The following is a 25,641-nucleotide window of genomic DNA, read 5'->3' as shown; positions in this document are numbered from 1 at the left end:
CCGGTCAGTAGGGTCGAGGGGTGCCCACCGCGCTGATCACAGGGGCGACGTCGGGGATCGGTGCGGCGTTCGCCGCCCGGCTCGCCCGGGACGGCCGTGACCTCGTGCTCGTCGCTCGTGACGGCGAGCGGCTCGAGGCGGCTGCCTCCGGGCACCGCGAGCACGGGGTGTCGGCGGACGTGCTGGTGGCCGACCTCAGCACGGCAGACGGCCGGGACCGGGTCGTGGCGCGGTTGACCGATCCCGATGCACCCGTGGACCTGCTCGTCAACAACGCGGGCGCCACGCAGCGTCATCGGTTCCTGGAGGCCGACCCCGCCGCACTGCTGGCCCAGCACGATCTGAACGTCACCGCCGTGCTGCAGCTGACGCGGGCCGCCCTGCCCGGCATGGTGGAGCGCGGGCGCGGGGCCGTGGTGAACGTGTCGAGCATGCTCGGGTTCGCCACGGGGAGCAGCTCCACCTACGTCGCGGAGAAGGCCTGGGTCACGGTCTTCACCGAAGGTCTCGCGGGCACGCTCGCCGGCACCGGTGTACGGGCACTCGTGCTGTGCCCCGGCTTCGTGCGCACCGAGTTCCACGAGCGCGCCGGCCTCGAGATGGGCGAGCCGAAGGGCCTGATGTGGCTGGACGCGGAACGCGTCGTCGAGGAGTGCCTCGCCGACCTGGCGAGGGGGAAGGTGGTGTCCGTGCCGAGCCCGCAGTACAAGGCGATCGCCGCGTGGATGGATCTGATGCCGCGGCCGGTGTTGCGCCGGCTGTTCGCGGTGGGCGAGCGGCGGAGGAATCGATGAGCGCGGACACCGAGCGCGAACAGCTGGCGGCGCTGGTCCGCGAGCTGGGGGTCGTGCACGAGCGGGTCACGCTGTCGTCCGGCGCGGAGGCCGACTACTACGTGGACCTGCGCCGGGTCACGCTCGAGCACCGGGCCGCCCCGCTCGTCGGGAGGCTGCTGCGCGTGCTCACCGCCGACTGGGAGTACTCCGCCGTCGGCGGGCTCACCCTCGGCGCCGACCCGGTCGCCGACGCCGTGCTGCACGCCGCGGCCGCCGAGCGCGCCATCTCGCCCGAGACGCCGCCGGTGGATGCGTTCGTCGTCCGCAAGTCGACGAAGCAGCACGGGATGCAGCGGCTCATCGAGGGACCGGACGTCGCAGGCCGCCGGGTGCTCGTCGTGGAGGACACCTCGACGACCGGTGCCTCCGTGCTCACCGCAGTTCGTGCGGTGCGGGACGCCGGAGCCGAGGTAGCCGGCGTCGTGACCGTCGTGGACCGCGACACCGGCGCCCGCGAGGCCATCGAGGCCGAGGGCGTGCCCTACCGGGCGCTGCTCGGGCTTGCCGACATCGGCCTCGCCTGAGCGGCATCTACTCGACGGTGATCCGGACCGCGTCGAATGCCGGTGTTTGGTTCGCGCGCTGCATCATCGGGATGCGGTGCGAGCCGTCGCCGGCCCACACGGCGCACTGAGCGGTGCCGGCAGGTAGGCCGCTCACCGTGATGTTCACGGTGTCCGGGTTCTCGCCGCCGCCGTTGTCCTGGGTGGCCAGGAAGAATTCCGGGGCCGGCGCCGCGTCGGGCGCCTCGTCAGTGCTCTCGAGCATGCGGCAGGCCGTGTGGAAGTGGCCGCGCTGGATGCCGTCCTGATTGAGGAACGAGCTCTCCCGGTAGTAGCCGCCCGCGGCGGCGCCGAGGAAGCGGTCGCGGATGAGGTTGCGGGTGCTCACCGACAGTGTGAACTCCTGGTCGGCAGCCACGTTCTCGGGTGCATCCGTGATGAGCAGCGACGGGCTTTCATCCTCGTCCGCGACCTCGCCGAACGAGGTGTCGACGCAGGCCGGCGCCACTTCGAAGCCGGTGTGCGGTTCCAGCCGGCTGTTGGTGCAGTCCGTGCCGAGGACGTCGAGCTCGTCGTCGTCTTCGTCCTTGTTGCCGTCTTCCTCGTCTTTCCCGTCCTCACCGTCGGCGGGAGGCGGCTTCTCCTCTTCGTCACGGCCGTTCCCCGCGTCGTTATCGGCGTTGTCGCCCGCGTTGTCGCCGTCGTTCTGCTCGCCCTGCGCCGGCGCCTCGTCCTCCGCGGCATTTCCCTCCTCGGCAGGTTCATCGTCGCCGCCGGAGTCGCCGGGCTGCTCGTCGTTCTCTTCGGCCCCGTCCTCCGCGTCGGCGCCGTCCTCGTCGCGGTTCGGTTCAGCCGCGGACGCACCACCGACCTCCACCACTTCGGGCGCATCGTCGTCCGCGTAGGCCGCGCCGCACGCGGTGGGTAGGAGCGTCACGACGAGAGCGGCGGCGCAGAGAGCGATCTTGCGAGTGGTCGAGGGACGCCGGGCGGGGCTGTTCCGGGACATAGGTCCTCAAGTTCGGGGTCCGGGACGCGGCGGCCGGCGGGGAAGCACGGCCGCCGCGCCCCGATGTGGATATCTGCTACTGAACGGTGATGCGGACCGCGTCGAATGCCGGGGTCTGGTTCGCCCGCTGCATCATCGGGGTCCGGTGCGACCCGTCACCCGCCCACGACGAGCACTGGACGGTGCCCGCCGCGTCGATGCCGGGCACCGTGATCTCCACCGTGTCCGGGGCCGCGCCGCCACCGTTGTCCTGCGTGGCGACGAAGAACTCCGGGGCCGGTTCCGCGTCGGGCGCCTCAGCAACGCTCTCGAGCACCCGGCACGCCGTGTGGAAGTGGCCGCGCTGCAGGCCGTCCGCATTCAGGAAGGAGCTCTCCAGGTAGTAGCCACCCGCGGCAGCGCCGAGGAACCGGTCACGGACGAGGTTGCGGGTGCTCACCGCGATCGTGAAGTCCTCGCCGACGGCCACGGTCTGCGGGGCCTCCGTGATGAGCAGCGACGGGCTGTTCTCCTCCGCCGCGACCTCACCGAACGAGGTGTCGACGCAGGCCGGTGCCACCTCGAACCCGGTGTGCGGTTCCAGCTGGCTGTTGGTGCAGTCCGTACCGAGGACGTCGAGCCCGTTGTTGCCCTCGTTGCCACCTTCGTTGGCCGGGGGAGGCGGTTCCACTCCGCCGTCCGGCTTGCCGGGTCGGCCGCCGGCCTGGCCGCCCTCCTCGCCGCGACCGTCGCCGATGTCCCGGCCGCCGCCCCGGCCATCGTTGTTGCGGCCGTCGTTGTTCCGGCCGTCGTTCCGGCCGCGCAGCTGAGCTACCTCGCCCTCCGCGGGCGGCGGTTCCTCGGCAGCGGCGTCGGGCGGCTCCTCGCCCTGTTGTTCGGCGCCTTGCTCCGCGGCGCCTTCCTCCGCCGCGGCGTCGCCTTCGTCGGGGAGCGCCTCGGCTGCCGAGACACCACCGACCTCGACGACCTCCGGGGCCTCGTCGGACGCGTAAGCGGCGCCGCACGCGGTGGGTAACAGGGTCACTACGAGAGCGGCGGCGCAGAGACCGATCTTCCGCCGAGTCGAGAAATATCGGGCTGTACTGATCGGGGACATGGGGTCCTCCGTTCGGGGATCGGAGACAGGTACACCGGCGGATGGCCGCCGGCGCCGCGGCGCGGAAAGCGGGGAGCTAGCGCCGCGTTGAGTGCCGCGCTCGCCGGGAGCGCGGCATCCGGTGGGAACCGGACGTGGAGACGGATCGGTTGGTGTCGGTGTCGTCGACGGCCCGGTGGGAGCCGGTGTCGGCCAGCGTGGTGGTGCTGCGCCTCCTCGGGACGGCCGCGTGTGTGCCGGAGTCCGGGGACAGGCGATATGCGCCGCTGTCCGTAACCACGGCCACAGGAACGTCGTTGATGACAGGGATGGGGCCGGTGTCGTCGATGCCCACGGCGCGCGGTGCGGGGATCGCCGCCACAGCGGAGAGCTCCGGGAGGCGCGTGGCGGCATGCGAGATGGGGGGCTGGGGGACGGTGACGCGCTGGCGGCGGTTGGGAGCCGACTTGTTGCGCAGGCCCCAGACCAGGGCGACCGCGGCGAGCAGCGCGGCGATGAACACGAGGAACGGCACGAGCAGGTCGCTCATGTCGGTGCCGCCGCCGAGCAGGCCGGGGCCGTGGTGCGGCAGCGCGGTGTAGTCCACGAGCCCGGTGCTCTCCAGGTACTGGTGATGGCGGGTGACGAACTCGTTGCCGGTTTCGGCGAACTCCCGGACGAGGTCGTTCTGGGTGCTGCTGCGCACCTCGGAGATCGCCGGGAGGATCATGCCGTGGGCCTCGCGCACGACCTGGACGAACGTGCGGTCGTAGTCCGAGCCGGTCCTCGACGAGATGTCGGCCATCCAACCCATCTGCTGGGCGGTGGGCCCGCTGGGCAGCGGAACGCCGAGCTGGTCGGCGACGCTGCGCACCTCCTCGTCGAGCTGGGCGTGTTCCTCGGCGAGCTTGCGGCCGACCTCACGCACATCAGCGCTGGTGGCCATCTGCTCGGCCTGCTGCCCGGTGGGGCCTTCCCAGAGCCCGGCGAGCCGCACCTTGATGAGCAGGTCACGGTCGGCGGGCCCGAGTGGGCCCCACTGGGTTTGTGTCCAGCCGCTCGTGCCGGGCGCCCCGGTGGCCCAGGACTGGTACACCGAGGCCGAGACGGCGAGCAGCACCGTGATGACGACGGCACCGCGGAGTATTCGGGGGATCCGGCGGAGCATGGGGGCCTTCCTCTTGGGGAGCGAGGGGGGAGCTGGGGGAGCGCTCGCTCAAGCCATGTCGAACTGTTCGGTGTAGATGCGGTCGGGAGTGGCGCCCAGGAGCTCCAGGGCGCCGAGGGCATCGGTGACGAGGGCCGGCGGACCGCAGATGAAGCAGTCCACCTCCGCTGGGGGCGGGGTTCCGCCGAGAACCGCGGATAGCAGTTCGGCGTTGACGTCGCCGGTGGGACCCGACCAGCCCTCCACGGGCCGGCGCAGCACCTCAGTGACCTCGAGGTCGATGATGCGCCGCAGCTGCGCGAGCTCCGCCCGGAACAGCAGGTCCTCCGGGGCGCTGGCAACGACGATGAGCCGGTACGGGCGGGGGTCGCACCGGTGGGCGGCGGTGCGCAGCATGCTCATCATCGGGGTGATGCCGACGCCGCCGGCGATCATGACGAAGCCTGCCGACGTCTCGATGTCGTTGGTGAAGGCACCGTGCGGACCGTCAACCCAGACCGAGGCGCCGATGGGGAGGCGGCGCAGTGCCTTGGTGAAGTCGCCGGTGTGGCGGATCGTGAACTCGGTGGCGTCGGAGTGGGCGCTCGACGCGATCGTGAACGGGTGCTCCTGGGCTATCACCGAGCGGTCCAGGCGGATCCAGGCAAACTGCCCGGGGGAGAATGCCCAGGTCGTCGCCGGCCCGCCGTCCCGGCTGCAGGGGGCGAGTACCAGCGTGCTCACGGTGGGGTTCTCGCGCCGGATGTCGTGGACGACGAACTGGGTGGACGGGTCGAACATCGGGCGCCACACCCAGCGGTGCCCGAAAACGATCGCCAGCATCAGCGCGAACAACACGAACATGGTGCCGATCACGGCGTTGCGCACGAGCTGGTCGAGCAGCAAGACGTGCAGGGCCGCGGCGAGGAGCGCGGTGGCCGCGAGCGTGACGTGCGACAACTTCCACAGCTCGTAGGACAGCCGCGCCTGGTTCCGCAGCACCGTGAGCCCGGCCAGCGCGACCAGCGCGAGCGTCGAGATCGTGGCCGCCTTCGCCCGACCGGGGGCGGTGGTCAGGTCGAGCAAGGTGATGTTGGCCGGCTCGGCGGCCACCACGCAGGCGAGGTGGGCGAACACGAGCGACGCGGTGGCAACACCGAGGAAGCGGTGCAGGTCGATGACGGACTCGATGCCGAAGGCGCGATTGAGCGAGCGCAGCCGCGACGGCAGCACGGCCGCTGAGACGAGTGCCGACAGCGCGAGCAGACCGGTGAGGACCGAGAGCCGGTGCCAGAGCCCACCGGACGACGGCAGCGCGAGGTAGACGAGCGAGGGGGCGCTTACGATCACCCCGAGGCCGCCCAACCAGGTTGCGCGCAGTAGCCGTTGGTCCATGGCCGGTGACGGTATGAGGTGGCGCGGCTTTGTGGTTGCGAAGCTGAGAGTGCAGTGGGCCGGAAGCGTTCACCGGCGCGACGAATGGCGGCGTATTGCACCGTTTGCCGTAATGGTTGGACCGAACGCGACGTAACACCTTCAGGCGGTGACCGCTCACCCTTGCGTTCCGGAGGCATCCTGCCGCTCGCCGACGGCGCTGTACCGCACGATGACCTCTCCGTGCGCGAGCGGGCTCGGCGAGTCGCCGGACGGGTCGGTGACCGGGCGAATCGTGATCGTCCTGAGACGAAATGCCGCGCAACCGTTCGGCGCATTCCCAGGCCGGGAGCGTGACGCATTCCCAGAGGTCACGGCCAGGTCACGGCCGAAGGTTCAGATGGCAGGCCCTCCGGCCGCCTCGCCGGGCCCCTGTTCCTCGTGCTGGGGTGGCCGTCCTTGCCGCCTGTGGGGCTCCTGGAGAGTGCTGCTACGTCACCAATTCCGCAGACCACACGTACCTTAAGGGTTCCCGCGGTCAAGGGGGCACTCTCTCCGGTGGCCCGCCGCCGAGCCCGCGTCGGTGCGCAACCGCATCCTCGTGGCGCGGCCGCGGGCCGCGCGAAGCCGGCCACCGCGATCGCGACGGCGGCGGAAGCTCCCCGCGGCGGGCCGGCGTCGCGCCCGGGCATCATCGGCCCATGGATGTGGAGGCTGACGCGGCCGGGCCGAGCGAGTGGGCGGTTGCCGGCCAGGTGGGTGTGGGCCCGTGGCCGGGTGGGTCGATGGCGTGGCCGAGCGACGAGCGGTACGACCCGGACCTGCTCGAGCGCGGTGACGCGCGCAACGTCGTGGACGCTTACCGGTACTGGCGCCGCGACGCGGTGGCCGCTGACCTCGAGCTGCGGGCCCACCCGTTCCACGTCGCCATCGAGAACTTCGGCCATGACCACAACATCGGCACGGTGGTGCGCACGGCCAACGCGTTCGCCGCTGCGGGCGTCCACATCGTCGGTCGCAGGCGCTGGAACCGGCGTGGGGCGATGGTGACCGACCGCTACCTGCGGGTTCATCACCACGATGACGTGGCCGGCCTCGCGGAGTTCGCGAACGGCCACGGCCTCACCGTGGTGGCCGTGGACAACACGCCGGGGGCCGCGCGGATCGAGACCGCGCGGCTGCCGCGTGACTGCATGCTGCTCTTCGGTCAGGAGGGCCCCGGTGTGACCGGTGAGGCAAGGGCCGCGGCCGCGCTGACCGTTTCGATCGCCCAGTTCGGCTCCACCCGGTCGATCAACGCGGGCGTGGCCGCAGGTATCGCGATGCACGCCTGGATCCGGCAGCACGCAGATCTCGACGCCGCCTGGTGAACGGGCGCGGCCTCCGTCGCCGGACCCGCCGCGGCCGCTCAGCCCGGCGCCAGCTCGTCGGCGGGCACCACGAGCAGCGCCGGAACCGGGGCCGCACCGGGCGCGCGGTAGAGGTCGTTGGCCGCGAAGAGCCAATCGGCCGATTCGGGGAACGTGAGCAGGTGGACGTCGCCGCTGCGCAGCCGCACCCGCTCGCCCGGCGCGAACCCGCGCCCGAGGCGGACCAGCTCCCCCAGGTCGTTGAGCACCCTGGCCGCGACGGCGGGAGCGGTGGCGAACAGGATGAGTTCGGGGTGGTCGTAGCCGGACAGCCCAACCGTGTAGACGTACGGCGGTCCGTCCTCGTCACCGGGCATCGGCTGCAGCGCCCAGCCGTGGCGACGGATCGTGTCGCGCTGCCAGGCGCCGTACTGGTCGGCCTGGTGGGTGGATGCGATGGGCTCCATGTGTCGAACATACATTCGAGCACCGACAGAACCGGTGAGGCTCGCGCTGGCGGGATTCGTCGACGGATCTGGTCGACCGTGCACACCAAGCGGCCACCGTGCCCACGGCGGGACGTGTGCACGGTGGCCCGGAGGTGTGCACCGCCTACGGCTATCGCACGCGGGTGAGGGTCCAGACGACGGGCGCGGATCCGACGCTGGTGAAGACGGTCTCGAGCCGGTCGCCTTCGGCCGTCACGAAGAGCCCGCTGCCCACGCTGTTGAGGTCCGTGGCCTGGCCGTTGTTCACCCTGGCCCGGTCGATCCCCCACACGTCGAAGTTGGTCGGCCTGTAGGTGTCGGTGATGATCTCCTCGCCGACACGCGGGTTGCGGTTCAGGTCCCGCCCTGACGCCTCGTTGGTGAATACGACGCTGCCCGGGAGCGAATCGTCGCGCGTGAACATCAACCACTCCGTCGCCTCGCCGCCGCAAGGCAGTACCCGCCGAGCGAGCACGTCAGACCGAGCGCAACTGACCGCACGGACAACGGCCAGGTCACGGAGGCGGAGATCCGCGCCTGGCTGCACGGCGTGCGTGCAGGCGAGTTCGCTGCCTGAGCTAGATCACCATGGCAGAGCGGCCCTCTGGTCAACTCCGGCCGGGGAGCCTTGTTGCGAAAGTTGGTCGTGAGGTCGCGGATCGGCAACTATCCTTGATCGCCGTGCGTCGAATTCCTCAGTCACCTCGGGTAGTAAGCGCAGGTCATCGATGGCTTGTCTAATCTTCGACGCCGACGACACCCTCTGGGAGAACAACGTCCTGTTCGAGCGCGTCATCGACGCGTACCTCGACTGGCTCGCCCACCCCACGCTCGACCGCGCCGCCACCCGGGCCGTGCTCGACGAGGTGGAGCGCGCCAACGTCGTCGTGCACGGGTACGGCACCGCGGGCTTCCTGCGCAGCCTGCACGACTGCTTCGAGCGGCTGAGCGAGCGGCCTGCATCTCCCGCCGAGGCACGGGAGATCGAGCAGTTGGCCTCCGCGCTCGTGTTCAACGAGGTGGAGCTCGTGCCCGGCGTCGCGGAGACGCTCACGGATCTCGGCGCCCGGCACGACCTGTTGCTGCTCACCAAGGGCGATCCGGCCGAGCAGCAGCGAAAGATCGACGCCTCGAACCTCGCGCACCACTTCGCGAGCACGCACATCGTGGCGGAGAAGCACGCCGGCACCTACCGGTCACTCGTCGCCGAGCGGCGCCTCGAGCCGGGCGTGACGTGGATGATCGGCAACTCGCCGCGCTCGGACATCCTTCCCGCCCGTGCCGCGGGACTGAACGCTGTGTTCATCCCGAGCCCGCACACGTGGGTGCTGGAGCACGACGAGCTCGACCACGCCGACCGAGGGGTGCTGCACCTCGAGCACTTCCGCGAGCTCGCCGAGCACTTCTAATGCCCGTCGACCCGCGGATCGCTCCTGCGGTTTCCTGCGTCTTCATCTGCTGTGACTCCACTGAGGTCTTCGCGCTTGCTTCGCGGCGCGCGCAGACCTCAGACATGCGTTGGGACGGACATGGGCGGGTGCTGCTCGCCCGGCGCGGCGCGGGCGCCCGGGACGAGCCGGGCACCTGGGACTCCGGCGCCGGAGCCCTCGAACACGGCGAGTCGTTCGCCGACGCCGTCCGGCGGGAGGTGCGCGAGGAGTACACCGCCGAGGCGCTGGACATCGAGACGATCGGCGTCCGCAACATCCTGCGTGGCGACTCGCACTGGGTCGCCATCGTCAACGCCGTGCGCGTTGACCCGGAGGCGGTGGCGATCGGGGAGCCGCACAAGTTCGACGAGCTGGGCTGGTTCGCGCTCGAGGCATTACCCGCACCGCTGCACTCGCAGCTGCCCGCTACCGTCGACCTGTTCCGGGAGTGGGCGGGAGTGACCTGATCGCTGCGAGCCGCACATCGTAGTTCGGCAGGCAGCGATCAGAGGCTGCCGTGCCCCCCGCCGTCGGGCCTCAGGGGCGGAGCTGCGTGTACTCGCCCACCCGGTCCATCACCGCGGCATCCACCTTGCTCGGGTGCCCGGCGTCGAAGGGCGGCTGCGGGTCGTACTCGATGTACACCTGCGCGGCCTTGGCCGCGACGTCGTCGACGAGGAGCGAGACGAGCCGGATCGCCATGTCGATGCCGGCCGAGACGCCGGCGGCGGTGATGATCCGCCGGTCGAGGTGCGCCACGACCCGCTCCTGCACTGGAACCGCCCCGAAGGTGCGCAGGTGCTCGGCGACGCTCCAGTGCGAGGTGGCGGTGAGACCGTCGAGCAGTCCGGCGGCGGCCAGCGCGAGCGAGCCGCTGCAGACCGACGTCGTGAACCGGTTGCCGGGGTGCACCGCGCGCAGCCAGTCCAGGTAGGGGCCGCCTGCGAGCAGATCGCCCGTCCCGACCCCGCCGGGTACCACGACGACGTCCGGTGCGGGCACGTCGTCGAACGAGGCGTCGACGGTGAGCCCGAGGAAGCCGTTGTCGGTGCGGATCTCGCCGCGCCGCTCACCGGTGAACACGACATCCAGCTCGGGGATGCGTTGCAGCACCTCGTAGGGCCCGATGGCGTCCAGCGCGGTGACTCGGGGGAACAGGGCAATGGCGATCTGCACGGTCGGGTCCTCTCTATTGCACCGCGAAGCGGCGGCGGTAGTGGTCTGGTGGGACGCCGAGGCGGCGCAGGAAGGCGCGGCGCATCGTCTCGGCGGAACCGAAACCGGCGCGCGAGGCGGCCACCGTGACGAGCACGCGTTCGGTCTCCAGCAGCCGGCGGGCGGCCTCGACGCGCACCTGCTCGACGTAGTCTCCCGGCGGGCGGCCCAGCGCGCGGGTGAAACTCCCGGGCGCTGGGGTTGCCGTGGATGAGGTCCTGGGCCTCGCGGACGCCGGGCCGGCGCGCGGGCGGCGTCCACACCGGGCCCGCGAACTGGCTCTGCCCGCCCGGCCTGCGCAGGAACACCACGAGTGGCGGGCGACCTGCTGGGCGACCTCGGCGCCGTGGTCGGCCTCGACCAGCGCGAGCGCGAGATCGATGCCCGCGGTGACGCCCGCCGACGTCCAGATCCGCCCTTGCCGGTATCGCCGCCGGGCACGAGCAGGGTGCCGATCGGTCCGGACTCGGGCAGCGGGCCCTCGGCCACCAGCTGCAGGCCGCTGAGCCCGCGGACCGGGCCGGGGTTCGCCGCCACCAGGGAAACCCGGTAGCCGGGCCCGCTTCCCTGGTGTCCGAGCAGCCGCCCGGCACCCGCCAGCACTTCGTTCGGCCCGGCCACGTCGAGCGGCCGGATGCCGTCGAACAGCGGGATCAGGACGTCGTGGTCGGGCACCGAACCAGCCTCACCTGGCGCGATCTTGGCGTCAACGACGCGGATCCCTCGCTTCAGGACATCGTGCAGACTGGCCAGATGGCTGCCGCGGACGTCGACTGGAGGGAACGGGCTGGCGTCGCCGAGCGCGCTGTCGTCCGCCGGCACGTGCGCCGCGTCGGCGGCGTGCTGCCGGGCACCCGGATCGGTCGGATCCGCTGGCCCCGCCGGCTGCCCGCCCCGCTCGTGCCGTGGCACTACTGGTGGCAGGCGCACCTGCTCGACTGCCTGATCGACGCGCAGCTGCGCGCCCCCGACCGGGCGCGGGCCAAGGCGATCGCGGCGTTCGCGCGCAGCGTGCGGCTGCGCAACGGCTGGTCGTGGCTGGGTCGCTACTACGACGACATCGCATGGCTCGGCCTTGCGCTGCAGCGCGGGGGCACCCTGGTCGGGCGGGCCGGCCCCTCGGCGTTGCCCAGGATCATGATCCGGCTGCACGACGGGTGGTCCGAGGCCGGTGGCGGCGGGATCTGGTGGCGCCGCCACGACGACTTCAAGGCCGCCCCGGCCAACGGCCCGGCCGCCATCCTGCTGGCGCGCGACGGGCAGTGCGCGTTCGCCGCGGCCATCACCGACTGGATCGCCGAGACGCTCGTGGACCCCGACTCCGGGCTGGTCCGCGACGGCGTCCGGATCGCGCCCGATGGCACCGTGCGCGCCGTCGAGCCGTACATCTACACCTACAACCAGGGCGTCTACCTGGGAGCGTGCGTGGAGCTGGCCGCCCGCGACGGTCATCAGCGCTGGACCGACCGGGCGCTCGCCATCGTCGACGCGGTGCGGCATCGGCTGGCGGGGCCGGACGGCGTGCTGCCGGGGTCGGGCGGGGGCGACGGTGGTCTCTTCGCCGGCATCACGGCCCGCTACCTCGCCGATGCCGCCCTGCGCCTGCCCGAACTGGCCGATGCCACCCGTGAGCTGGTGTTCGCCAACGCCGAGGCCGTCTGGAAGGGGCGGGCCGAGATCGGCGGCGGGCCGATCTTCTCTGCGGAGTGGCGCGACCTGGCCTCGGAACCGCGGGCCCGGGTGCCGGAGGCCGACCTGTCGGTGCAGCTGTCCGGCTGGATGCTCCTGGAGGCCGCCGCCCGCCTCCAGGAAGCCTGAGGCCCGGCCGCCCACCGCCCGCGACATCTGTGCATCCAGACCGCGACTCGCGCGCATCCAGACCGCGACTCGCGTCAGGCGGCGTCGCGCAGGTCGTCGGGCTTGTCCTCGGGGTGCGGGGCGGCCTCGTCCACGGGCTTGCGCACGTCCTGCAGGTACCGGTAGAGCCCGTAGCCGCTGCCGACGACGAAGAAGCCGATGGCGAGGATCGTGGCCGCCTCCTTGAGCCACGGGAGCGTGTCGAGCAGACCGGCACCGTAGTAGCCGAGCATGATCAGCGTGGGCACCCACAGGAGCGCGCCGACGGCGTTGGCCACGATGTAGCGCCGGTTGTCCATCCGGGCGGCGCCGGCGATCATCGGCGCGAGGGTGCGCACCCACGGCAGCCAGCGGGCCACCACGATGGCCCAGAACCCCCATCGGTCGAAGAACGCGGCGGCACGTTCGAGGTTGGCGCGATTGAGGATGCGGCCCTCGCGGCGGGCGAGCATGCGGGTGCCGGCGTAGCGGCCCACGAGGTAGCCCACCTGGTTCCCCGCGACCGCGACGGCCGCTGCCACGAACCCGAGCGTCCACGCGCTCGTCTCGTGCGCGCCGTGGGCGAGCACGACGCCGGCCGCGAGCAGGAGCGAGTCACCGGGAAGGAACATCCCGATGATGAAGGCGCATTCGAAGAAGACGAAGACGAGGACGACCGCCCACACCGTGATCGGGCCCGCCTGGTCGAGCGGGCCGGCGAGGGCGAGCTGCGGCAAGGCCACGGTCACGGGACTCCAGAGTAGGCGCTTCCCAGACCCTCGCAGGGGCGCCGCGGAGCGTTACGCCGCCTGCCTCCGCGGCTTGCGCCGCGCGCGCACCACCTCGACGACGATCGGCAGCACCGAGATCGCGACGATGAGGATCAGCATCAGCTCGATGTTCGCGCGCACGAACGCGAACTGGCCGAGCCAGAACCCGAGGACGGTGACACCGGCCGCCCACACGACGCCGCCGATCACCGAGTAGGTGAAGTAGCGGCGCGCGTCCATCCGCCCGACGCCGGCCATCACCGTGATGAAGGTGCGCACGATCGGGACGAACCGCGCGAGCACGATGGCGCGGTTGCCGTACTTGTCGAAGAAGCCCTGGGTCTTGGCGACGTGCTCGGGCTTGAACAGCCGGGACTGCGGCTTGTCGAAGATGGCAGGCCCCGCCTTGTAACCCACCCAGTAGCCGGTGGCGTTGCCGATGACGGCCGCGGCCACCAGGATCGCGCACACCAGCCACAGCGGTGTGTCGATCGCGCCCTGCGCGACGAACAGACCGGCGGTGAACAGCAGCGAGTCACCGGGCAGGAAGAAGCCGAGCAGCAGGCCGCACTCGGCGAAGATGATCAGGGCGAGCCCGACGAGCGCCCATGGCCCGAGCCACGAGATGATCGTGTCGGGTTGCAGCCACTCCGGGCCGAGTGCGAGCGTCACGACAACAGACGGTACCGGTCAGCCCAGCGGGGGCAGCACGCCCGGGGCGAGCAGGGACACCAGCGCGAGCACCGTGCCCAGCGCGGCACCCCCGAGCAGGGCGAGCAGCAGGGCGGTGCCGGTGCTCGTGCCGGCCCGCCCGCGTACGCGGGACGCCGCGCGTGTGCGGCCCCGGCCGCCTGCGCCGGTCGCTCTGGCCTGCAGCGCTTCGGCGAGCCGCCGCTCGGACTCGTCGGTCGCGGTCACGAGGCCCATCGTGCCGTACGCCTGCTAGGTACGCGAACCCATCACCCGCGCGACGGCGTCGAGGGCCCGGCTGGCCGTGGATTTCACCGTGCCACGGCTGATGCCGGTGGCCTCGGCGATCTCGGCTTCCGAGAGGCCGCCGTAGTACCGGAGCACCAGCACCTCGCGCTGCCGGGGCGGCAGCGTGGACAGCGCGTCGACCACGGCCTGGTGCTCGGCGGAGAGCAGCGCGAGCGATTCGGCCGAGCGGGCGTTGACCTGGTGCGGGGGCACGTAGTCGCGGGCGGTGCGCCGCCGCCGCAGCACCGAGCGCGAGCCGTTCACGACCGCGGTGCGCAGGTAGCCGACCGCTGCGGCCTCGTCGCGCAGCCCCGACCAGTGCCGGTGCAACCCGGCGAACGCCTCCTGCACGACGTCCTCCGCCGTGCTCGGGTCGTCGACGAGGAGAATGGCCAGGCGGATCATCCGCATGCGGTGGTCGCGGTACAGGTCGGAGATCGTGAGCGGGGCGCCCGGCGCGTGCGCATGCTCGGGCCGCGCGTCGAGGCGTCGCAGTCGCGACAGCGTGGCCTCGACGGCATTTCCCCCGCCATCCCGCAGCACCCCACCAACCCTAGTGCCCCGGCCAGGGAGGTCGGGCCGGGGCACTTGTGGGCGCTGCCGACACAGACGACGAGCGGCCAGTGCGGGATACTGCCACCGAAAGCCGCGAGTCGAGGAGGGTCAGTCGTGCCGATCGCCACCCCCGAGATCTACAACGAGATGCTGGACAAGGCGAAGAGTGGGGAGTTCGCCTATCCGGCCATCAATGTCACGAGCTCGGAGACGCTGAACGCCGCGCTGCGGGGCTTCGCCGAGGCGGAGAGCGACGGCATCGTCCAGTTCTCCACCGGTGGGGCGGAGTTCGCGTCCGGCGGCAAGGTCAAGGACATGGTCACGGGTGCGGTGGCGCTCGCCGAGTTCGCGCACGTGGTCGCGAAGAAGTACCCGGTCAACATCGCGCTGCACACCGACCACTGCCCCAAGGACAAGCTCGACACCTACGTCCGCCCGCTGATCGCCATCAGCCAGGAGCGGGTCGCGAGGGGCGAGAACCCGTTGTTCCAGTCGCACATGTGGGACGGGTCGGCCACCGAGCTGCACGAGAACCTGCGGATCGCCGCGGAGCTCCTCGACAGCGCCGTCAAAGCGAAGATCATCCTCGAGGTGGAGATCGGCGTCGTCGGTGGCGAGGAGGACGGCGTCGCCAACGACATCAACGAGAAGCTCTACACCGCCCCCGGCGACTACGAGGCCACGGTCGAGGCCCTCGGTGGCGGGGAGAAGGGCCGCTACCTGCTCGCGGCCACCTTCGGCAACGTGCACGGCGTCTACAAGCCGGGCAACGTCAAGCTCCGCCCGGAGATCCTCAGGACGGGCCAGGAGGTGGCCACCGCGAAGCTGGGGCTGCCGGAGGGCTCGAAGCCGCTCGACCTGGTCTTCCACGGCGGGTCCGGCTCGCTGCTCGAGGAGATCCACGAAGCCGTGAGCTACGGCGTCGTCAAGATGAACATCGACACCGACACCCAGTACGCCTTCACGCGCCCGATCGCGGCGCACATGTTCAGCAACTACAACGGTGTGCTGAAGGTGGACGGCGAGGTGGGCAACAAGAAGGTCTACGACCCGCGCTCGTACATGAAGGCCGCCGAGGCCGGCATGGCCGAGCGGGTTGCGCACGCCTGCGAGAACCTCAAGTCGACGGGTACCACTCTGCGATGAGTCTGCAAGGGAACCTCCTCGGGCCGGAGCCGACGCTGCTGCCCGTCGACCCGGCCGCCGGCGAGCTCGACCGGGGCACCGCGGCGGCCGAGGTGGCCGCGGCGCATCCGACGTCCAGCCTCGCATGGGCGGTGCTCGCCGAGGCCGCGCTCGACGGCGGGGAGACGATCGCCGGGTACGCCTACGCCCGCACCGGCTACCACCGGGGGCTCGACCAGCTGCGCCGCTCGGGGTGGAAGGGTTTCGGCCCGGTGCCGTGGTCGCACGAGCCGAACCGGGGCTTCCTGCGGGCACTGGCCGCACTCCACAAGGCCGCGGCGGCGATCGAGGAGACGGACGAGGCGGAGCGCTGCCGCGTCTTCCTCTCCGACTCCGACCCGGCGGCTGCGGCCGCGCTCGGCGTCGGCTGACAAGTGGCCCCCGCGGCCAACCGGCTGCAGAGCCGGCTCGCGGCCGGAAGCCGCAGGCTGCAGCTGTCCGCGCTGCCGATCGCGCAGTGCGCCGTCGCAGCCGGCCTCGCCTGGTTCGTGGCGAGCGACGTGATCGGGCACGCCCGCCCGTTCTTCGCGCCGATCGCCGCCGTGATCAGCCTCGGCGTGTCGCTCGGCAGCCGGTTGCGTCGGGTCGCCGAGCTGGTCGTCGGCGTCAGTCTCGGCGTGCTCATCGGGGACCTGCTGATCTCCGTGATCGGCAGCGGGACGTGGCAGATCATGCTCGTCGTCGCGCTCGCCATGGCCGCGGCCGTGTTCACGGACGGGGCCACGCTGCTCGTCGCGCAGGCCGGGGCGTCGGCGGTGCTGGTGGCCACCCTCCTCCCGCCCGGCGGGGCAGGCGGCTTCGACCGCTGCATCGACGCCCTGATCGGCGGCGCCCTCGGTCTCCTCGTGGCGGCCGTGCTGCCGTCGGACCCGGTCGCCCCGGTGCGCCGCGAGTCACGCACCCTGCTGGACGAGCTCGCCGCCGTACTCTCCGACACCGCGGCGGCGCTGCGGAAACGCGACGCCGAGGCCGCATCGGCCGCGCTGGCGCGGGCCAGGGCGAGCCAGCCGCTGATCGACGAGCTGCGCGCGGCGTTGCGTGGCGGTCACGAGGTCACCCGCGTCTCGCCCATGCTGCGCCGCCACCGGCGGGTGCTGCGCCCCTACGAGGAGCTGGCCAAACGCGCCGACTACGCCATGCGCAACACCAGGGTGTTGGTGCGCCGCACGTACACCGCGCTCTGCGACGACGAGCCCGCCGCGCCCGAGCTCGCCGACGTGCTGAGTGAGCTCGCCACCGCGGTGCGGGCGATCACCGCGCAGCTGGGTCGGGACGGGGACCGGGTGCTCGCCCGCGAACCCGTGATCGACGTCGTGCGGCACGCCCGGGCGCTTGCCGGCACGTTCGAGCCCGGCCCGTCGGAGGTCGTGATCGTGGCGCAGGCGCGCTCGATCGCGCTCGACCTGCTGCAGGCCACCGGGATGTCTCGGCCGGAAGCCCTCGCCGCGATGCGCGGCGACCCGGACGAGGACTGACTCGTTCCGTCGCGCGAAGCGACGGTTGTCGCCTGGGCGGGGAGATCCAGCCTGCAGTTGTCGGGTGGGAGTGGGTGCAAGCTGCGGCCGTCCGGGTGGTCCGACGCCGGGATCTTCTTGATCCGGGAACCCGCGGGACTTGATCAGCGTTCCTAGCCCGTGCATCTGCTCGTGCGCTGGTTGCTCGCCCCGCTCGCCCGGTTCATCTACCGCCCAGTGGTGCACGGCGCGGAGTTCGTGCCACGCGAGGGTCCGGTGATCCTCGCGGCCAACCACCGAGCCGCCGTCGACACGGCGCTGATCGCGTTGACGGCCGGTCGGTCGGTGTCATTCCTCGGCAAGGCTGAGTACTTCGTCGGCACCGGCCTGCGCGGCCGCGCGCTGGCGTCGTTCCTCTCGGCGCTGGGGTACGTGCCCGTCGACCGCGCGAACGCGAAGGCGGGGCTGGCGGCACTGCACGCGGCGCGCAAGGTCCTCGACTCGGGTGGCGCGTTCGCGATCTACCCCGAGGGCACGCGCTCCCTCGACGGCCGGTTGCACCGCGGGCACACCGGCGTGGCCAGCCTGGCGCTGTCCACCGGCGCCCCGGTCGTGCCGGTCGGGTTGATCGGCACCGAGCGGGTGCAGCCGGTGGGCAAGCGGTTCCCCCGGCCGCGCCGGGTGGTCGTGCGGTTCGGGCAGCCGCTCGACTTCAGCCGGTACGAGGGCCTGGAGGGCTCAAGCGCCATCCGCCGCGCCGCCACCGACGAGGTGATGGACGCGATCGCGCGGCTGTCCCACCAGGAGTACGTCGACACCTATCACGAGCGCCCTGCCGCCTGACGCCGGGAGATCGCCATGTGCAGGGCGAACGCGAGCCCGGCACCGATGAACCAGCTGAACGCCGCCGCGTCGGCGGAGCCGAGGAACACCACGAGCATCGCGATGGTGGCCCCCACCACGGTGGCGACGATCGCCGCCGGGTTGTAGCCCTTCCGGTAGTGGTAGGCGCCGTCCGGGCGCATCGTGTACAGGTCGTCGACTACTACCTGGCGCTTCTTGACCAGGTAGTAGTCGGCGATGAGCACGCCGTACAGCGGGCCGATGAAGGCGCCGAGCGTGTCGAGCGTGTAGTGGATGACCTCCGGGCTGGAGTAGAGGTTCCACGGCGTGATGAGGACCGAGCCGACGGCGGCGATCATTCCGCCTGCCCGCCAGCTGATCCGCTGCGGCGCGACGTTGGAGAAGTCGAAGGCGGGCGAGACGAAGTTCGCGACGATGTTGATGCCGATCGTCGCGATCATGAAGGTCAGCGCGCCGAGCACCACGGCATAGGTGTTGTCCAGCCGCGCCACGGTCTCGACGGGGTCGGTGATGAGCTCACCGAAGACGGGCAGTGTCGCCGCCGTGGTGATGACCGTGAGCAGGGCGAACGCCAGGAAGTTCACCGGGAGCCCGAGGAAGTTGCCCCGCTTGACGGCGGCGAACGTGCGGCCGTAGCGGGCGAAGTCGCCGTAGTTGAGCATCGGTCCCGAGAAGTAGCTCACCACGAGCGCGATCGCGGTGAGCATCACCGGGACCGAGGCCCAGCCGGTGATGGTGACGTCCACCAGGTTCAGGTCGATGGCGCCCCAGCCCGCCTGTGCCACGAGGTAGCCGGCGAGCAGGAACATCACCACGTAGACGGCGGGCCCGCAGAAGTCGATGAACTTGCGGATGGCCTCCATGCCGTTCCAGAACACGGCGGCCTGCATCACCCACATCGCGAGGAACGCGGCCCAGCCGAGCAGCGAGAGGCCCGTGAACCCGTACGCCTCGACGTCGGCGTAGGGCGCGAGGCCCGGCCACAGCTTCAAGGCGACGACGACGAGCGACGCCGAGGCGAGGTAGGTCTGGATCCCGTACCAGGCCACGGCGATGAGCCCGCGGATGATCGCCGGGACGTTCGCGCCGAGCACGCCGAACGCCACGCGGGAGATCACCGGGTACGGGGTGCCGGTGGCCTGGCTCGGCCGCGCCACCAGGTTGCACAGCAGGTAGACGATCGAGATCCCGATCAGCAGCGCCACCAGCACCTGCCACGCGGCGAGCCCGAGGGCGAACAGGCTGCCCGCCGTGACGTACCCGCCGACGCTGTGGACGTCGGACATCCAGAACGCGAAGAAGTTGTAGGAGCCCCAGCGCTGCTCGCGCAGCGGGGCGAGGTCCTCGTTCGTGAGCCGGTCGTCGTAGGGAGGGCGGCCTGGTGAATCGGGCCGAGTCGCCTCTGAGTGGGTGAGGGAATCGGTCATCGCGCCTCCCGTAGCAGTGGTCCGGATTCGATCCCGCTCGGGACGGTAAGCGACCTCCCGGCGCGTCAGCGAGCCACGCTCGATGATTCACGCCCTCGTACGCCGGAGGAAACAAATCTCAACTTATAATTGGCTACCGGACCTGGAAATCGCGCAGCAGGCCGGTGTACGGCTTCGCGGGCGGGCGGGCGAACTCGCCCCGGTCCCCGGTGCGCAGGCCCAGCGACACGAGCGTCTCGACGGTCCGCGTCGCGGCCGCCACCCCGTCCACGACGGGCACGCCGAGCTCGGCGGTGAACTCCTTGCACAGGTCGGCCATCCCCGCGCAGCCCAGCACCACGGCGTCCGAGCCGTCCTCGGCAACGGCCCGCCTGCATTCGGCCAGCACCGCATCCCGTGCGCCGGGCTCCTCGAGCGAGAGCACCCCGATCTCGCACGCCCGTACGCCGCGGCAGAAGCGGGCGAGCCCGTAGTGCGCGGCGAGGTCCTCGGCCCGTCCCCTGGTGCGGTCCAGGGTGGTGACCACGCTGAACCCGCGGCCGAGATAGGCGGCCGTGCGCATCGCGGCCTCGGCGATGCCGACCACGGGGCCGCTGGCCAGCTCGCGTGCGGCGTCCAGCCCCGGGTCGCCGAAGCACGCGATCACGTAGCCGTCGGCCGACCCCTCCTCCTCGGCATCGGCGATCTCGGCGAGCAGGCCGGGCACGGCGAGGGCCTCGTCGTAGTGGCTCTCGATCGATGCAGGCCCCATCGACGGCGACACCGCCGTGATGATGGTGCCATTGCTCGCCGCGGCTGCCGCGCATTTCCCGATCGCCGCGGTCATCGCGGCGGTGGTATTCGGATTGATCACAAGGATTCGGGCGCACTCCACGACCGCAATTTACGGGGATGCGTCGTCGCCGGAACCCGATACCTCGGATCTGCCGTCGGAGATCGTGCGGCGCAGGTGCTCGTGGTGGGCCGCGGCTTGCTCTCGGAGTGCCTCGGCGTCCCCCGTCACGAAGGCTCCCAGCATCTGCTCGTGCTCCTCGTGCAGGGCCCTGCGCTCCGCGGACGGCACCTGGGTCATCGGCTGGTACGGCTCGGTGAGATTCCAGGCCGACTCCAGCATCGCCTGCAAGCGCTGCATCCCGGCGGGGGCAACCAGCGCGAGGTGGAACCGGCGGCTCTCCCGGTTGTAGCGCCGAGCATCACCGTCCGCGACGGCGGCCGCGAGCGCCTCGTGGGCCTCGAGGGCCCGTGCGTGGTCCGCATCGTCTGCCAGCGTGACGGCCGCGGCCAGCGCGGCCTGTTCGAGCACTCCGCGCACCACGTACAGCTCGTCGAGCTCGGCGGGGGTCAGACACGCCACCGTGTAGCCACCGCGCCGCCTGTGCTCGACAAGACCCTCGCCCACCAGCGTCTTCAGCGCCTCGCGCACCGGGATCACGCTGACCTCGAACTGCGCCGCCACCTCGTCGCAGGGGATCGCGAGGCCCGGAGGAGCGTCGCCGGCGAGGATCACCCTGCGCAGCTCGCCGAGCACCGCCTGCGGTGCGCCGATGCGGCGGGACCGGGCCAGCTCCGCGACGAATGTGGCGGCGTCGTCCGGCAGCCTGCGCCGGGGCCCGTAACCGGTCATCGCCTCACCGTACGGCCACCGCGGTACCGAGCACGTCGGCCGACCACCCCGGGTGGGCGGCCACGGCATCGGCCAGCGCCCGCTGCGCGGAGACGGCGTCGCTCCCGACCGCCGTGGCAAGGCAGCCCCGACCCGGCAGCGGGCTGAGCGACCACCAGTCGCCCGCCACCGCCTCGGCGGGGTCCTCGCCCCAGACCAGCACCTCGGTGCCCAGCACGCGGCGTCCGGCCAGGTGCGCGGCGGAGGACTGGAGCTCGAGGTCGCCCAGCTCCTGTTCCTGCACGAGCAGCGGCCGTGTCCCGTCCGTCACGCGGACGAGCCCGCGGAACCGCCCGGACGACTCGCCGTTGCGGCCCGCCACCAGCACCTCCCGGCACCGCAGCCGCGAGCCGGCGCCGAGCGTGGCATGCAGCTCGCCGTGGTGGTCCGCCCGCCGCGTGACCACCGTCGGCTCCGGGAGGAACTGCAGGCTCGCGCCGTCGGCCACCAGCAGCCGGATCGCGAGGTGGCTGGACCCGCCCGCCTGCCCGGGCAGCGCCAGCGTGGCGGCCACTCCGGTGAGCACGAGGTCGGCGCCCGGCCCGACCTCGACGTCGAGGCCCACGTCGTCGCCACCGAGCGGGCTCGTGGCCGACCCGACCATGTGCACGGTGGCCGCCACCGAACGCGCTGCCGCGGCTCCGCGCTGTGGCAGCAGCGCCAGCGGTGGCTGTGAGCGCAGCTCGCGCACGATGCTGCGCCGGTCCGGTCCGCGCTCGACGACGACCCGCGCCCTCCCGCGCATCAGACGTGCACGGCCGCGACCTGCGCGAGCACCCAGGTGGCCACGTCCGTGGCGGCCGGGTCGTTCACCAGCGACTGCGCGATCACCGGCAGCCGGCCGCGCATCCGGTGCGCGTCGGAGGTCATGACGTCCAGGTCGGCGCCGACGAGCGAGGCGAGGTCGATCTTGTTGATGACGAGCATGTCGGCCGTCGTGACGCCGGGGCCGCCCTTGCGCGGCACCTTGTCGCCACCGGCGACGTCGACCACGAAGATCTGCCGGTCGACGAGCCCGCGGCTGAACACCGCGGTGAGGTTGTCGCCGCCGCTCTCGACGAGCACCAGGTCGAGGTCGCCGAACCGCTCTTCCAGGAGCTCGATCGCGTCGAGGTTGGCGGTGATGTCGTCGCGGATCGCCGTGTGCGGGCAGCAGCCGGTCTGGACGGCCTCGATCCGCTCGGGTGCGAGCACCGCGTTGCGGCGCAGGAAGTCGGCGTCCTCCGTGGTGTAGATGTCGTTGGTGACCACGGCGAGGTTCAGCCGGTCGCCCAATGTGCGCGCCAGCGCCGCGACCAGCGCCGTCTTGCCGCTGCCGACCGGACCGCCGATGCCGATCCGCACCGCCCGGCCCCGCGGCTCGACGGGTTCGTGCAGATCCGGATCCGACTCCGTCGGGTCGAAACTGATCAAGTGGCCGTGACCGTGGCCGTGACTAGCTGACAAAGAGACGCACCTGCTCTCGGTGGTGACGGACGTGGGCCTGGGCCATGAGGTCGAGCACCGGGGCGCCGGGCGCCGGCAGCCGGTCGGCCGAGCGGGGCGCGGTGGCCGCCGCGACCACTGCGTCGAGCACGGGCCGCAGTGCGACGACAGCGGCGTTCACGGCGAACGGGTCCAGCCCGAGCAGCCGCACAGCGGCCGATGCCGGCCCGCTCACGGCGAGGTAGGCGGCGCACTGCGCGGCCTCCGCCTGGCTGCCGCCGTCGATCCCGATCACGGCGCCGACCAGCAACGGGTGGTGCGGCCGGGGGGAAGCGGCCACCAGCGCGTCCAGCACGGGCGACGGCCATGCCACGCGGGCCGCGCGCAGGGCGGCCCGGCCCTGTGCGCGGGACGCCTCGCGCTGCGCGGCGGCGGGCGTGCGGGCGTCGAGCTCGGCGTCGAGGACCGGCCATGGCGCGCCGCGCCCGTTCGCCGTCTCCACGGCCGCCGCGGCGAACGCGGCCGCCACGAGCCCCGCCGTCCGCAGCCGCCCGGCCAGGAACGGCCCCAGGTCGCCCACCCCGGTGACGAGCCCGCGGGCCACGGCCTCCTCCAGCCCGCCGGAGTGGACGTGCCCGCCGCCGGGGAAGCGGGCGTCGGCGAGGGTGAGGGCGGCGAGCGAGGCCATCAGAACAGGAAGTAGCGCTGCGCCATCGGCAGCTCGGACACCGGGGCGGGTTCGACCAGCTCGCCGTCGATGCGCACGGCGAACGAGTCCGGGTCGACCTTCACCTCGGGGGTGGCGTCGTTGGCGATCATGTCCGCCTTGAACACCGAACGGGTGTCGGTGACCGCGAGCGCGTGCTTGGTGAGCCGCAGGTGGTCGAGCCCGGCGTCGATGGCCGCGGCGGACACGAAGTTCCGGCTGGTCTCGGCCGCGACCAGTGGCGCTGCCCCGAACATCGGGCGCGGCAGCACCGGCTGCGGGGTGGGGATCGATGCGTTGGCGTCGCCCATCTGCGCCCACGCGATGAACCCGCCCTTGATCACCAGCTCGGGGCGCACCCCGAAGAACTTCGGCTCCCACAGCACGAGGTCGGCGAGCTTGCCCACCTCGACGGAGCCGATCTCGTCCGCCATGCCGTGCGCGATCGCAGGGTTGATCGTGTACTTCGCGATGTAGCGCTGGGCCCGCAGGTTGTCGGCGCGGCCGTCGCCGGGCAACGCGCCGCGGGCGGCCTTCATGACGTGCGCGGTCTGCCAGGTCCGGATGATCACCTCGCCGATGCGGCCCATGGCCTGCGAGTCCGAGCTCATCATCGAGATCGCGCCCATGTCGTGCAGGAAGTCCTCGGCCGCGATCGTGCTGGGCCGGATGCGGCTCTCCGCGAAGGCCAGGTCCTCCGGCACGCCGGGGTTGAGGTGGTGGCAGACCATGAGCATGTCGAGGTGCTCGTCCACCGTGTTGACCGTGTGCGGCCGGGTGGGGTTGGTGGACGCCGGGAGGATGTTCGGGGTGCCGACGACCTCGATGATGTCCGGCGCGTGTCCGCCGCCGGCCCCTTCCGTGTGGTAGGCGTTGATCGACCGTCCCGCGATCGCCGCCACCGTGGACTCGAGGAAGCCCGCCTCGTTGAGCGTGTCGCTGTGCAGGGCCACCTGCACGCCCGAGGCGTCGGCCACGCGGAGGCAGGCGTCGATCGCCGCGGGGGTGGTGCCCCAGTCCTCGTGCAGCTTGAACCCGCCCGCGCCGGCGCGCAGCTGCTCCCACATCGCATCTTCGCTGGTGGTGTTGCCCTTCCCGAGCAGCAGCACGTTGATCGGCAGGTGGTCCATCGCCTGCAGCATCCGGCCGATGGCGCGCGGCCCTGGGCTGACGGTGGTGGCCTTCGAGCCCTCCGCGGGGCCGGTTCCGCCACCCGCGAGCGTGGTGACGCCGGCGGCGAGCGCGGTGTCGACCAGCTGCGGGCAGATGAAGTGGACGTGCGAGTCGATCGCGCCCGCGGTGAGGATCTTCCCGTTCCCGGCGATCACCTCGGTGGACGGCCCGATGACGAGCGCATCGTCGACGCCGTCCATCGTGTCGGGGTTGCCGGCCTTGCCGATGCCGACGATCCGCCCGTCGCTGATGCCGACGTCGGCCTTGACCACGCCCCAGTGGTCGAGGACGACGGCGCCCGTGATCACGAGGTCGGGGGCGCCCTCGGCGCTGGTGCGGTTGGACTGGCCCATCGACTCGCGGATCACCTTGCCGCCGCCGAACAGCACCTCGTCGCCGGAAGCTGCGCCGCGGCTGCGGTCCTCGGTGACCTCGATCAAGAGGTTGGTGTCGGCGAGCCGGACCCGGTCGCCGACGGTGGGGCCGAACAGGTCGATGTAGCGGGAGCGTTCGATGGACGTCACTCCGGGCCCCTCTCGTCGAGCGAACCGGCGTACTCGGGGCGCAGCCCGGGCACCCGGCGGGCACCGGCGAGCGGCACGAGCACGACCTCCCGCTCGACGCCCGGTTCGAACCGCACGGACGTGCCGGCGGGGATGTCCAGGTGGCGGCCCCACGCGGCGGCCCGGTCGAACTCCAGCCCGGGATTCACCGCTGCGAAGTGGTAGTGCGAGCCGACCTGCACGGGCCGGTCGGCCGCGTTCGTGACGACCACGGTGACGCGGTCCCGGCCGGGGTTCAGAGGCACGGCCCCCTCGCCGGGAATGATCTCGCCGGGGCCGCCCCGCCCTGCTGAGCCGGCCATCAGACGATCGGGCTGTGGACGGTGACGAGCTTGGTGCCGTCCGGGAAGGTGGCCTCGACCTGCACCGAGTCGAGCATCTCGCCCACCCCGTCGAGCACGTCGTCCTTGGTGAGTACTTCTCGTCCGCTCGACATGAGCTCCCCGACGGTGCGCCCGTCGCGGGCGCCCTCCAGGACGTGGTCCGTGATCAGCGCGACCGCCTCGGGGTAGTTCATCCGCAGCCCGCGCGCCTTGCGGGCCCGCGCGACGTCGGCCGCGACGTGAACGAGCAGCTTGTCGCGCTCCTGGGGGCTCAGGTGCATGGCGCCATCCTC

31 protein-coding genes are annotated in these 25,641 nt (G+C 71.9%); 10 read left to right on the top strand and 21 right to left on the bottom strand.

Annotated elements, in window-relative coordinates; translation table 11 throughout:
- The first annotated feature begins 20 nt into the window (after positions 1-20).
- Both K1T35_RS46540 and pyrE read left to right on the top strand, forming a co-directional pair.
- A complete protein-coding gene (locus tag K1T35_RS46540; protein ID WP_220258008.1) occupies positions 21-794 on the top strand; it encodes an SDR family oxidoreductase in 774 nt (257 codons plus the stop codon).
- Complete coding sequence (pyrE, locus tag K1T35_RS46535) at positions 791-1,360, top strand: orotate phosphoribosyltransferase (RefSeq protein WP_220258007.1); 570 nt, start codon at positions 791-793, stop codon at positions 1,358-1,360. Before K1T35_RS46540 ends, pyrE begins: the two co-directional genes overlap by 4 nt.
- A gap of 7 nt (positions 1,361-1,367) precedes the next feature.
- Here pyrE and K1T35_RS46530 read toward each other — a convergent pair whose 3' ends face one another.
- The 4 genes from K1T35_RS46530 to K1T35_RS46515 form a co-directional block, all read right to left on the bottom strand.
- The gene (locus K1T35_RS46530) at positions 1,368-2,219 is read right to left on the bottom strand and encodes a hypothetical protein (RefSeq protein WP_220258006.1); all 852 of its coding nucleotides are present in this window, start codon (positions 2,217-2,219) and stop codon (positions 1,368-1,370) included.
- A 205-nt stretch (positions 2,220-2,424) separates the two neighbouring features.
- Entirely contained in the window at positions 2,425-3,372 is a 948-nt protein-coding gene (locus K1T35_RS46525; RefSeq protein WP_220258005.1) for a hypothetical protein, read from the bottom strand.
- 148 nt (positions 3,373-3,520) lie between these two features.
- Positions 3,521-4,591, bottom strand: a complete 1,071-nt coding sequence (locus K1T35_RS46520; RefSeq protein WP_220258004.1) for a DUF4142 domain-containing protein — start codon at positions 4,589-4,591, stop codon at positions 3,521-3,523.
- Positions 4,592-4,639: 48 nt separating this feature from the next.
- The gene (locus tag K1T35_RS46515) at positions 4,640-5,965 is read right to left on the bottom strand and encodes a ferric reductase-like transmembrane domain-containing protein (protein ID WP_220258003.1); all 1,326 of its coding nucleotides are present in this window, start codon (positions 5,963-5,965) and stop codon (positions 4,640-4,642) included.
- Positions 5,966-6,645: 680 nt separating this feature from the next.
- Here K1T35_RS46515 and K1T35_RS46510 point away from each other — a divergent pair.
- A complete protein-coding gene (locus K1T35_RS46510; RefSeq protein ID WP_220258002.1) occupies positions 6,646-7,314 on the top strand; it encodes an RNA methyltransferase in 669 nt (222 codons plus the stop codon).
- A 38-nt stretch (positions 7,315-7,352) separates the two neighbouring features.
- Here K1T35_RS46510 and K1T35_RS46505 read toward each other — a convergent pair whose 3' ends face one another.
- Together K1T35_RS46505 and K1T35_RS46500 are read right to left on the bottom strand one after the other, a co-directional pair.
- On the bottom strand, positions 7,353-7,760 hold the full coding sequence (locus K1T35_RS46505; protein WP_220258001.1) for a DUF4262 domain-containing protein: 408 nt from the start codon (positions 7,758-7,760) through the stop codon (positions 7,353-7,355).
- 151 nt (positions 7,761-7,911) lie between these two features.
- On the bottom strand, positions 7,912-8,205 hold the full coding sequence (locus K1T35_RS46500) for a hypothetical protein (RefSeq protein WP_220258000.1): 294 nt from the start codon (positions 8,203-8,205) through the stop codon (positions 7,912-7,914).
- A 304-nt stretch (positions 8,206-8,509) separates the two neighbouring features.
- Between K1T35_RS46500 and K1T35_RS46495 the strand changes: the two genes are divergently transcribed.
- Positions 8,510-9,190: an HAD family hydrolase gene (locus tag K1T35_RS46495; RefSeq protein ID WP_220257999.1), complete on the top strand. Its 681-nt coding sequence runs from the start codon at positions 8,510-8,512 to the stop codon at positions 9,188-9,190.
- A gap of 104 nt (positions 9,191-9,294) precedes the next feature.
- On the top strand, positions 9,295-9,678 hold the full coding sequence (locus tag K1T35_RS46490; protein WP_220257998.1) for an NUDIX domain-containing protein: 384 nt from the start codon (positions 9,295-9,297) through the stop codon (positions 9,676-9,678).
- Between the two features lie 70 nt (positions 9,679-9,748).
- Here K1T35_RS46490 and K1T35_RS46485 read toward each other — a convergent pair whose 3' ends face one another.
- Together K1T35_RS46485 and K1T35_RS49550 are read right to left on the bottom strand one after the other, a co-directional pair.
- Positions 9,749-10,387, bottom strand: coding sequence for a DJ-1/PfpI family protein (locus K1T35_RS46485; RefSeq protein WP_220257997.1), 639 nt, complete (start codon positions 10,385-10,387; stop codon positions 9,749-9,751).
- A 13-nt stretch (positions 10,388-10,400) separates the two neighbouring features.
- Positions 10,401-10,565, bottom strand: a complete 165-nt coding sequence (locus K1T35_RS49550; protein WP_255621394.1) for a helix-turn-helix domain-containing protein — start codon at positions 10,563-10,565, stop codon at positions 10,401-10,403.
- Between the two features lie 614 nt (positions 10,566-11,179).
- Here K1T35_RS49550 and K1T35_RS46475 point away from each other — a divergent pair.
- Positions 11,180-12,244 carry a glycoside hydrolase family 76 protein gene (locus K1T35_RS46475; protein WP_220257996.1) on the top strand — a complete coding sequence of 355 codons (1,065 nt, stop codon included), beginning with the start codon at positions 11,180-11,182 and terminating at the stop codon, positions 12,242-12,244.
- Positions 12,245-12,318: 74 nt separating this feature from the next.
- Here K1T35_RS46475 and K1T35_RS46470 read toward each other — a convergent pair whose 3' ends face one another.
- From K1T35_RS46470 to K1T35_RS46455, 4 genes are read right to left on the bottom strand one after another with little or no spacing between them, the layout of a single operon-like run.
- Entirely contained in the window at positions 12,319-13,011 is a 693-nt protein-coding gene (locus K1T35_RS46470) for a DedA family protein (protein WP_255621393.1), read from the bottom strand.
- A 51-nt stretch (positions 13,012-13,062) separates the two neighbouring features.
- Positions 13,063-13,704: a DedA family protein gene (locus K1T35_RS46465; protein ID WP_220257995.1), complete on the bottom strand. Its 642-nt coding sequence runs from the start codon at positions 13,702-13,704 to the stop codon at positions 13,063-13,065.
- 18 nt (positions 13,705-13,722) lie between these two features.
- A complete protein-coding gene (locus K1T35_RS46460) occupies positions 13,723-13,950 on the bottom strand; it encodes a hypothetical protein (protein WP_220257994.1) in 228 nt (75 codons plus the stop codon).
- A 24-nt stretch (positions 13,951-13,974) separates the two neighbouring features.
- Positions 13,975-14,553, bottom strand: coding sequence for a SigE family RNA polymerase sigma factor (locus tag K1T35_RS46455; protein WP_255621392.1), 579 nt, complete (start codon positions 14,551-14,553; stop codon positions 13,975-13,977).
- A 126-nt stretch (positions 14,554-14,679) separates the two neighbouring features.
- Here K1T35_RS46455 and fbaA point away from each other — a divergent pair, with 126 nt between their 5' ends.
- The 4 genes from fbaA (at position 14,680) to K1T35_RS46435 (ending at position 18,047) form a co-directional block, all read left to right on the top strand.
- Positions 14,680-15,711, top strand: coding sequence for a class II fructose-bisphosphate aldolase (gene fbaA / locus K1T35_RS46450; RefSeq protein ID WP_220257992.1), 1,032 nt, complete (start codon positions 14,680-14,682; stop codon positions 15,709-15,711).
- Positions 15,708-16,121: a DUF3151 domain-containing protein gene (locus K1T35_RS46445; RefSeq protein ID WP_220257991.1), complete on the top strand. Its 414-nt coding sequence runs from the start codon at positions 15,708-15,710 to the stop codon at positions 16,119-16,121. Before fbaA ends, K1T35_RS46445 begins: the two co-directional genes overlap by 4 nt.
- A gap of 3 nt (positions 16,122-16,124) precedes the next feature.
- A complete protein-coding gene (locus tag K1T35_RS46440) occupies positions 16,125-17,225 on the top strand; it encodes an aromatic acid exporter family protein (RefSeq protein ID WP_255621391.1) in 1,101 nt (366 codons plus the stop codon).
- Positions 17,226-17,384: 159 nt separating this feature from the next.
- Positions 17,385-18,047, top strand: coding sequence for a 1-acyl-sn-glycerol-3-phosphate acyltransferase (locus tag K1T35_RS46435; protein ID WP_220257990.1), 663 nt, complete (start codon positions 17,385-17,387; stop codon positions 18,045-18,047).
- Here K1T35_RS46435 and K1T35_RS46430 read toward each other — a convergent pair.
- From K1T35_RS46430 to K1T35_RS46390, 9 genes are all read right to left on the bottom strand, one after another.
- The gene (locus K1T35_RS46430; protein ID WP_220257989.1) at positions 18,026-19,495 is read right to left on the bottom strand and encodes an NCS1 family nucleobase:cation symporter-1; all 1,470 of its coding nucleotides are present in this window, start codon (positions 19,493-19,495) and stop codon (positions 18,026-18,028) included. The two genes, K1T35_RS46435 and K1T35_RS46430, sit on opposite strands and share 22 nt — an antisense overlap.
- Before the next feature lie 133 nt (positions 19,496-19,628).
- On the bottom strand, positions 19,629-20,348 hold the full coding sequence (locus K1T35_RS46425; RefSeq protein ID WP_255622789.1) for an aspartate/glutamate racemase family protein: 720 nt from the start codon (positions 20,346-20,348) through the stop codon (positions 19,629-19,631).
- Between the two features lie 30 nt (positions 20,349-20,378).
- Positions 20,379-21,119, bottom strand: a complete 741-nt coding sequence (locus K1T35_RS46420) for a GntR family transcriptional regulator (RefSeq protein WP_220257987.1) — start codon at positions 21,117-21,119, stop codon at positions 20,379-20,381.
- A gap of 4 nt (positions 21,120-21,123) precedes the next feature.
- Positions 21,124-21,903, bottom strand: coding sequence for an urease accessory protein UreD (locus K1T35_RS46415; protein WP_220257986.1), 780 nt, complete (start codon positions 21,901-21,903; stop codon positions 21,124-21,126).
- Positions 21,903-22,604, bottom strand: a complete 702-nt coding sequence (ureG, locus tag K1T35_RS46410) for an urease accessory protein UreG (RefSeq protein ID WP_220257985.1) — start codon at positions 22,602-22,604, stop codon at positions 21,903-21,905. The genes K1T35_RS46415 and ureG overlap by 1 nt, the downstream gene beginning before the upstream one ends.
- On the bottom strand, positions 22,594-23,271 hold the full coding sequence (locus K1T35_RS46405) for an urease accessory protein UreF (protein ID WP_220257984.1): 678 nt from the start codon (positions 23,269-23,271) through the stop codon (positions 22,594-22,596). Before K1T35_RS46405 ends, ureG begins: the two co-directional genes overlap by 11 nt.
- The gene (locus tag K1T35_RS46400) at positions 23,271-24,986 is read right to left on the bottom strand and encodes an urease subunit alpha (RefSeq protein WP_220257983.1); all 1,716 of its coding nucleotides are present in this window, start codon (positions 24,984-24,986) and stop codon (positions 23,271-23,273) included. Before K1T35_RS46400 ends, K1T35_RS46405 begins: the two co-directional genes overlap by 1 nt.
- The gene (locus K1T35_RS46395; RefSeq protein ID WP_220257982.1) at positions 24,983-25,327 is read right to left on the bottom strand and encodes an urease subunit beta; all 345 of its coding nucleotides are present in this window, start codon (positions 25,325-25,327) and stop codon (positions 24,983-24,985) included. Before K1T35_RS46395 ends, K1T35_RS46400 begins: the two co-directional genes overlap by 4 nt.
- The gene (locus K1T35_RS46390) at positions 25,327-25,629 is read right to left on the bottom strand and encodes an urease subunit gamma (RefSeq protein ID WP_220257981.1); all 303 of its coding nucleotides are present in this window, start codon (positions 25,627-25,629) and stop codon (positions 25,327-25,329) included. The genes K1T35_RS46395 and K1T35_RS46390 overlap by 1 nt, the downstream gene beginning before the upstream one ends.
- Positions 25,630-25,641 lie beyond the last annotated feature (12 nt).

It is taken from the genome of Pseudonocardia sp. DSM 110487, assembly GCF_019468565.1.
Taxonomy (GTDB): Bacteria; Actinomycetota; Actinomycetes; order Mycobacteriales; family Pseudonocardiaceae; genus Pseudonocardia.
Note: the sequence above shows the minus strand (reverse complement) of the source record. Positions and strands in the feature narration are given on the sequence as shown.

Bases quoted from the DNA above. Each gene is read 5' to 3' on its own strand.
- pyrE (WP_220258007.1), top strand. From the start codon at position 791: ATGAGCGCGGACACCGAGCGCGAACAGCTGGCGGCGCTGGTCCGCGAG.
- K1T35_RS46520 (WP_220258004.1), bottom strand. From the start codon at position 4,591: ATGCTCCGCCGGATCCCCCGAATACTCCGCGGTGCCGTCGTCATCACG.
- K1T35_RS46515 (WP_220258003.1), bottom strand. From the start codon at position 5,965: ATGGACCAACGGCTACTGCGCGCAACCTGGTTGGGCGGCCTCGGGGTG.
- K1T35_RS46510 (WP_220258002.1), top strand. From the start codon at position 6,646: ATGGATGTGGAGGCTGACGCGGCCGGGCCGAGCGAGTGGGCGGTTGCC.
- K1T35_RS46505 (WP_220258001.1), bottom strand. From the start codon at position 7,760: ATGGAGCCCATCGCATCCACCCACCAGGCCGACCAGTACGGCGCCTGG.
- K1T35_RS46500 (WP_220258000.1), bottom strand. From the start codon at position 8,205: ATGTTCACGCGCGACGATTCGCTCCCGGGCAGCGTCGTATTCACCAAC.
- K1T35_RS46495 (WP_220257999.1), top strand. From the start codon at position 8,510: ATGGCTTGTCTAATCTTCGACGCCGACGACACCCTCTGGGAGAACAAC.
- K1T35_RS46490 (WP_220257998.1), top strand. From the start codon at position 9,295: ATGCGTTGGGACGGACATGGGCGGGTGCTGCTCGCCCGGCGCGGCGCG.
- K1T35_RS46475 (WP_220257996.1), top strand. From the start codon at position 11,180: ATGGCTGCCGCGGACGTCGACTGGAGGGAACGGGCTGGCGTCGCCGAG.
- K1T35_RS46445 (WP_220257991.1), top strand. From the start codon at position 15,708: ATGAGTCTGCAAGGGAACCTCCTCGGGCCGGAGCCGACGCTGCTGCCC.
- K1T35_RS46430 (WP_220257989.1), bottom strand. From the start codon at position 19,495: ATGACCGATTCCCTCACCCACTCAGAGGCGACTCGGCCCGATTCACCA.
- K1T35_RS46420 (WP_220257987.1), bottom strand. From the start codon at position 21,119: ATGACCGGTTACGGGCCCCGGCGCAGGCTGCCGGACGACGCCGCCACA.
- K1T35_RS46415 (WP_220257986.1), bottom strand. From the start codon at position 21,903: ATGCGCGGGAGGGCGCGGGTCGTCGTCGAGCGCGGACCGGACCGGCGC.
- K1T35_RS46405 (WP_220257984.1), bottom strand. From the start codon at position 23,271: ATGGCCTCGCTCGCCGCCCTCACCCTCGCCGACGCCCGCTTCCCCGGC.
- K1T35_RS46395 (WP_220257982.1), bottom strand. From the start codon at position 25,327: ATGGCCGGCTCAGCAGGGCGGGGCGGCCCCGGCGAGATCATTCCCGGC.
- K1T35_RS46390 (WP_220257981.1), bottom strand. From the start codon at position 25,629: ATGCACCTGAGCCCCCAGGAGCGCGACAAGCTGCTCGTTCACGTCGCG.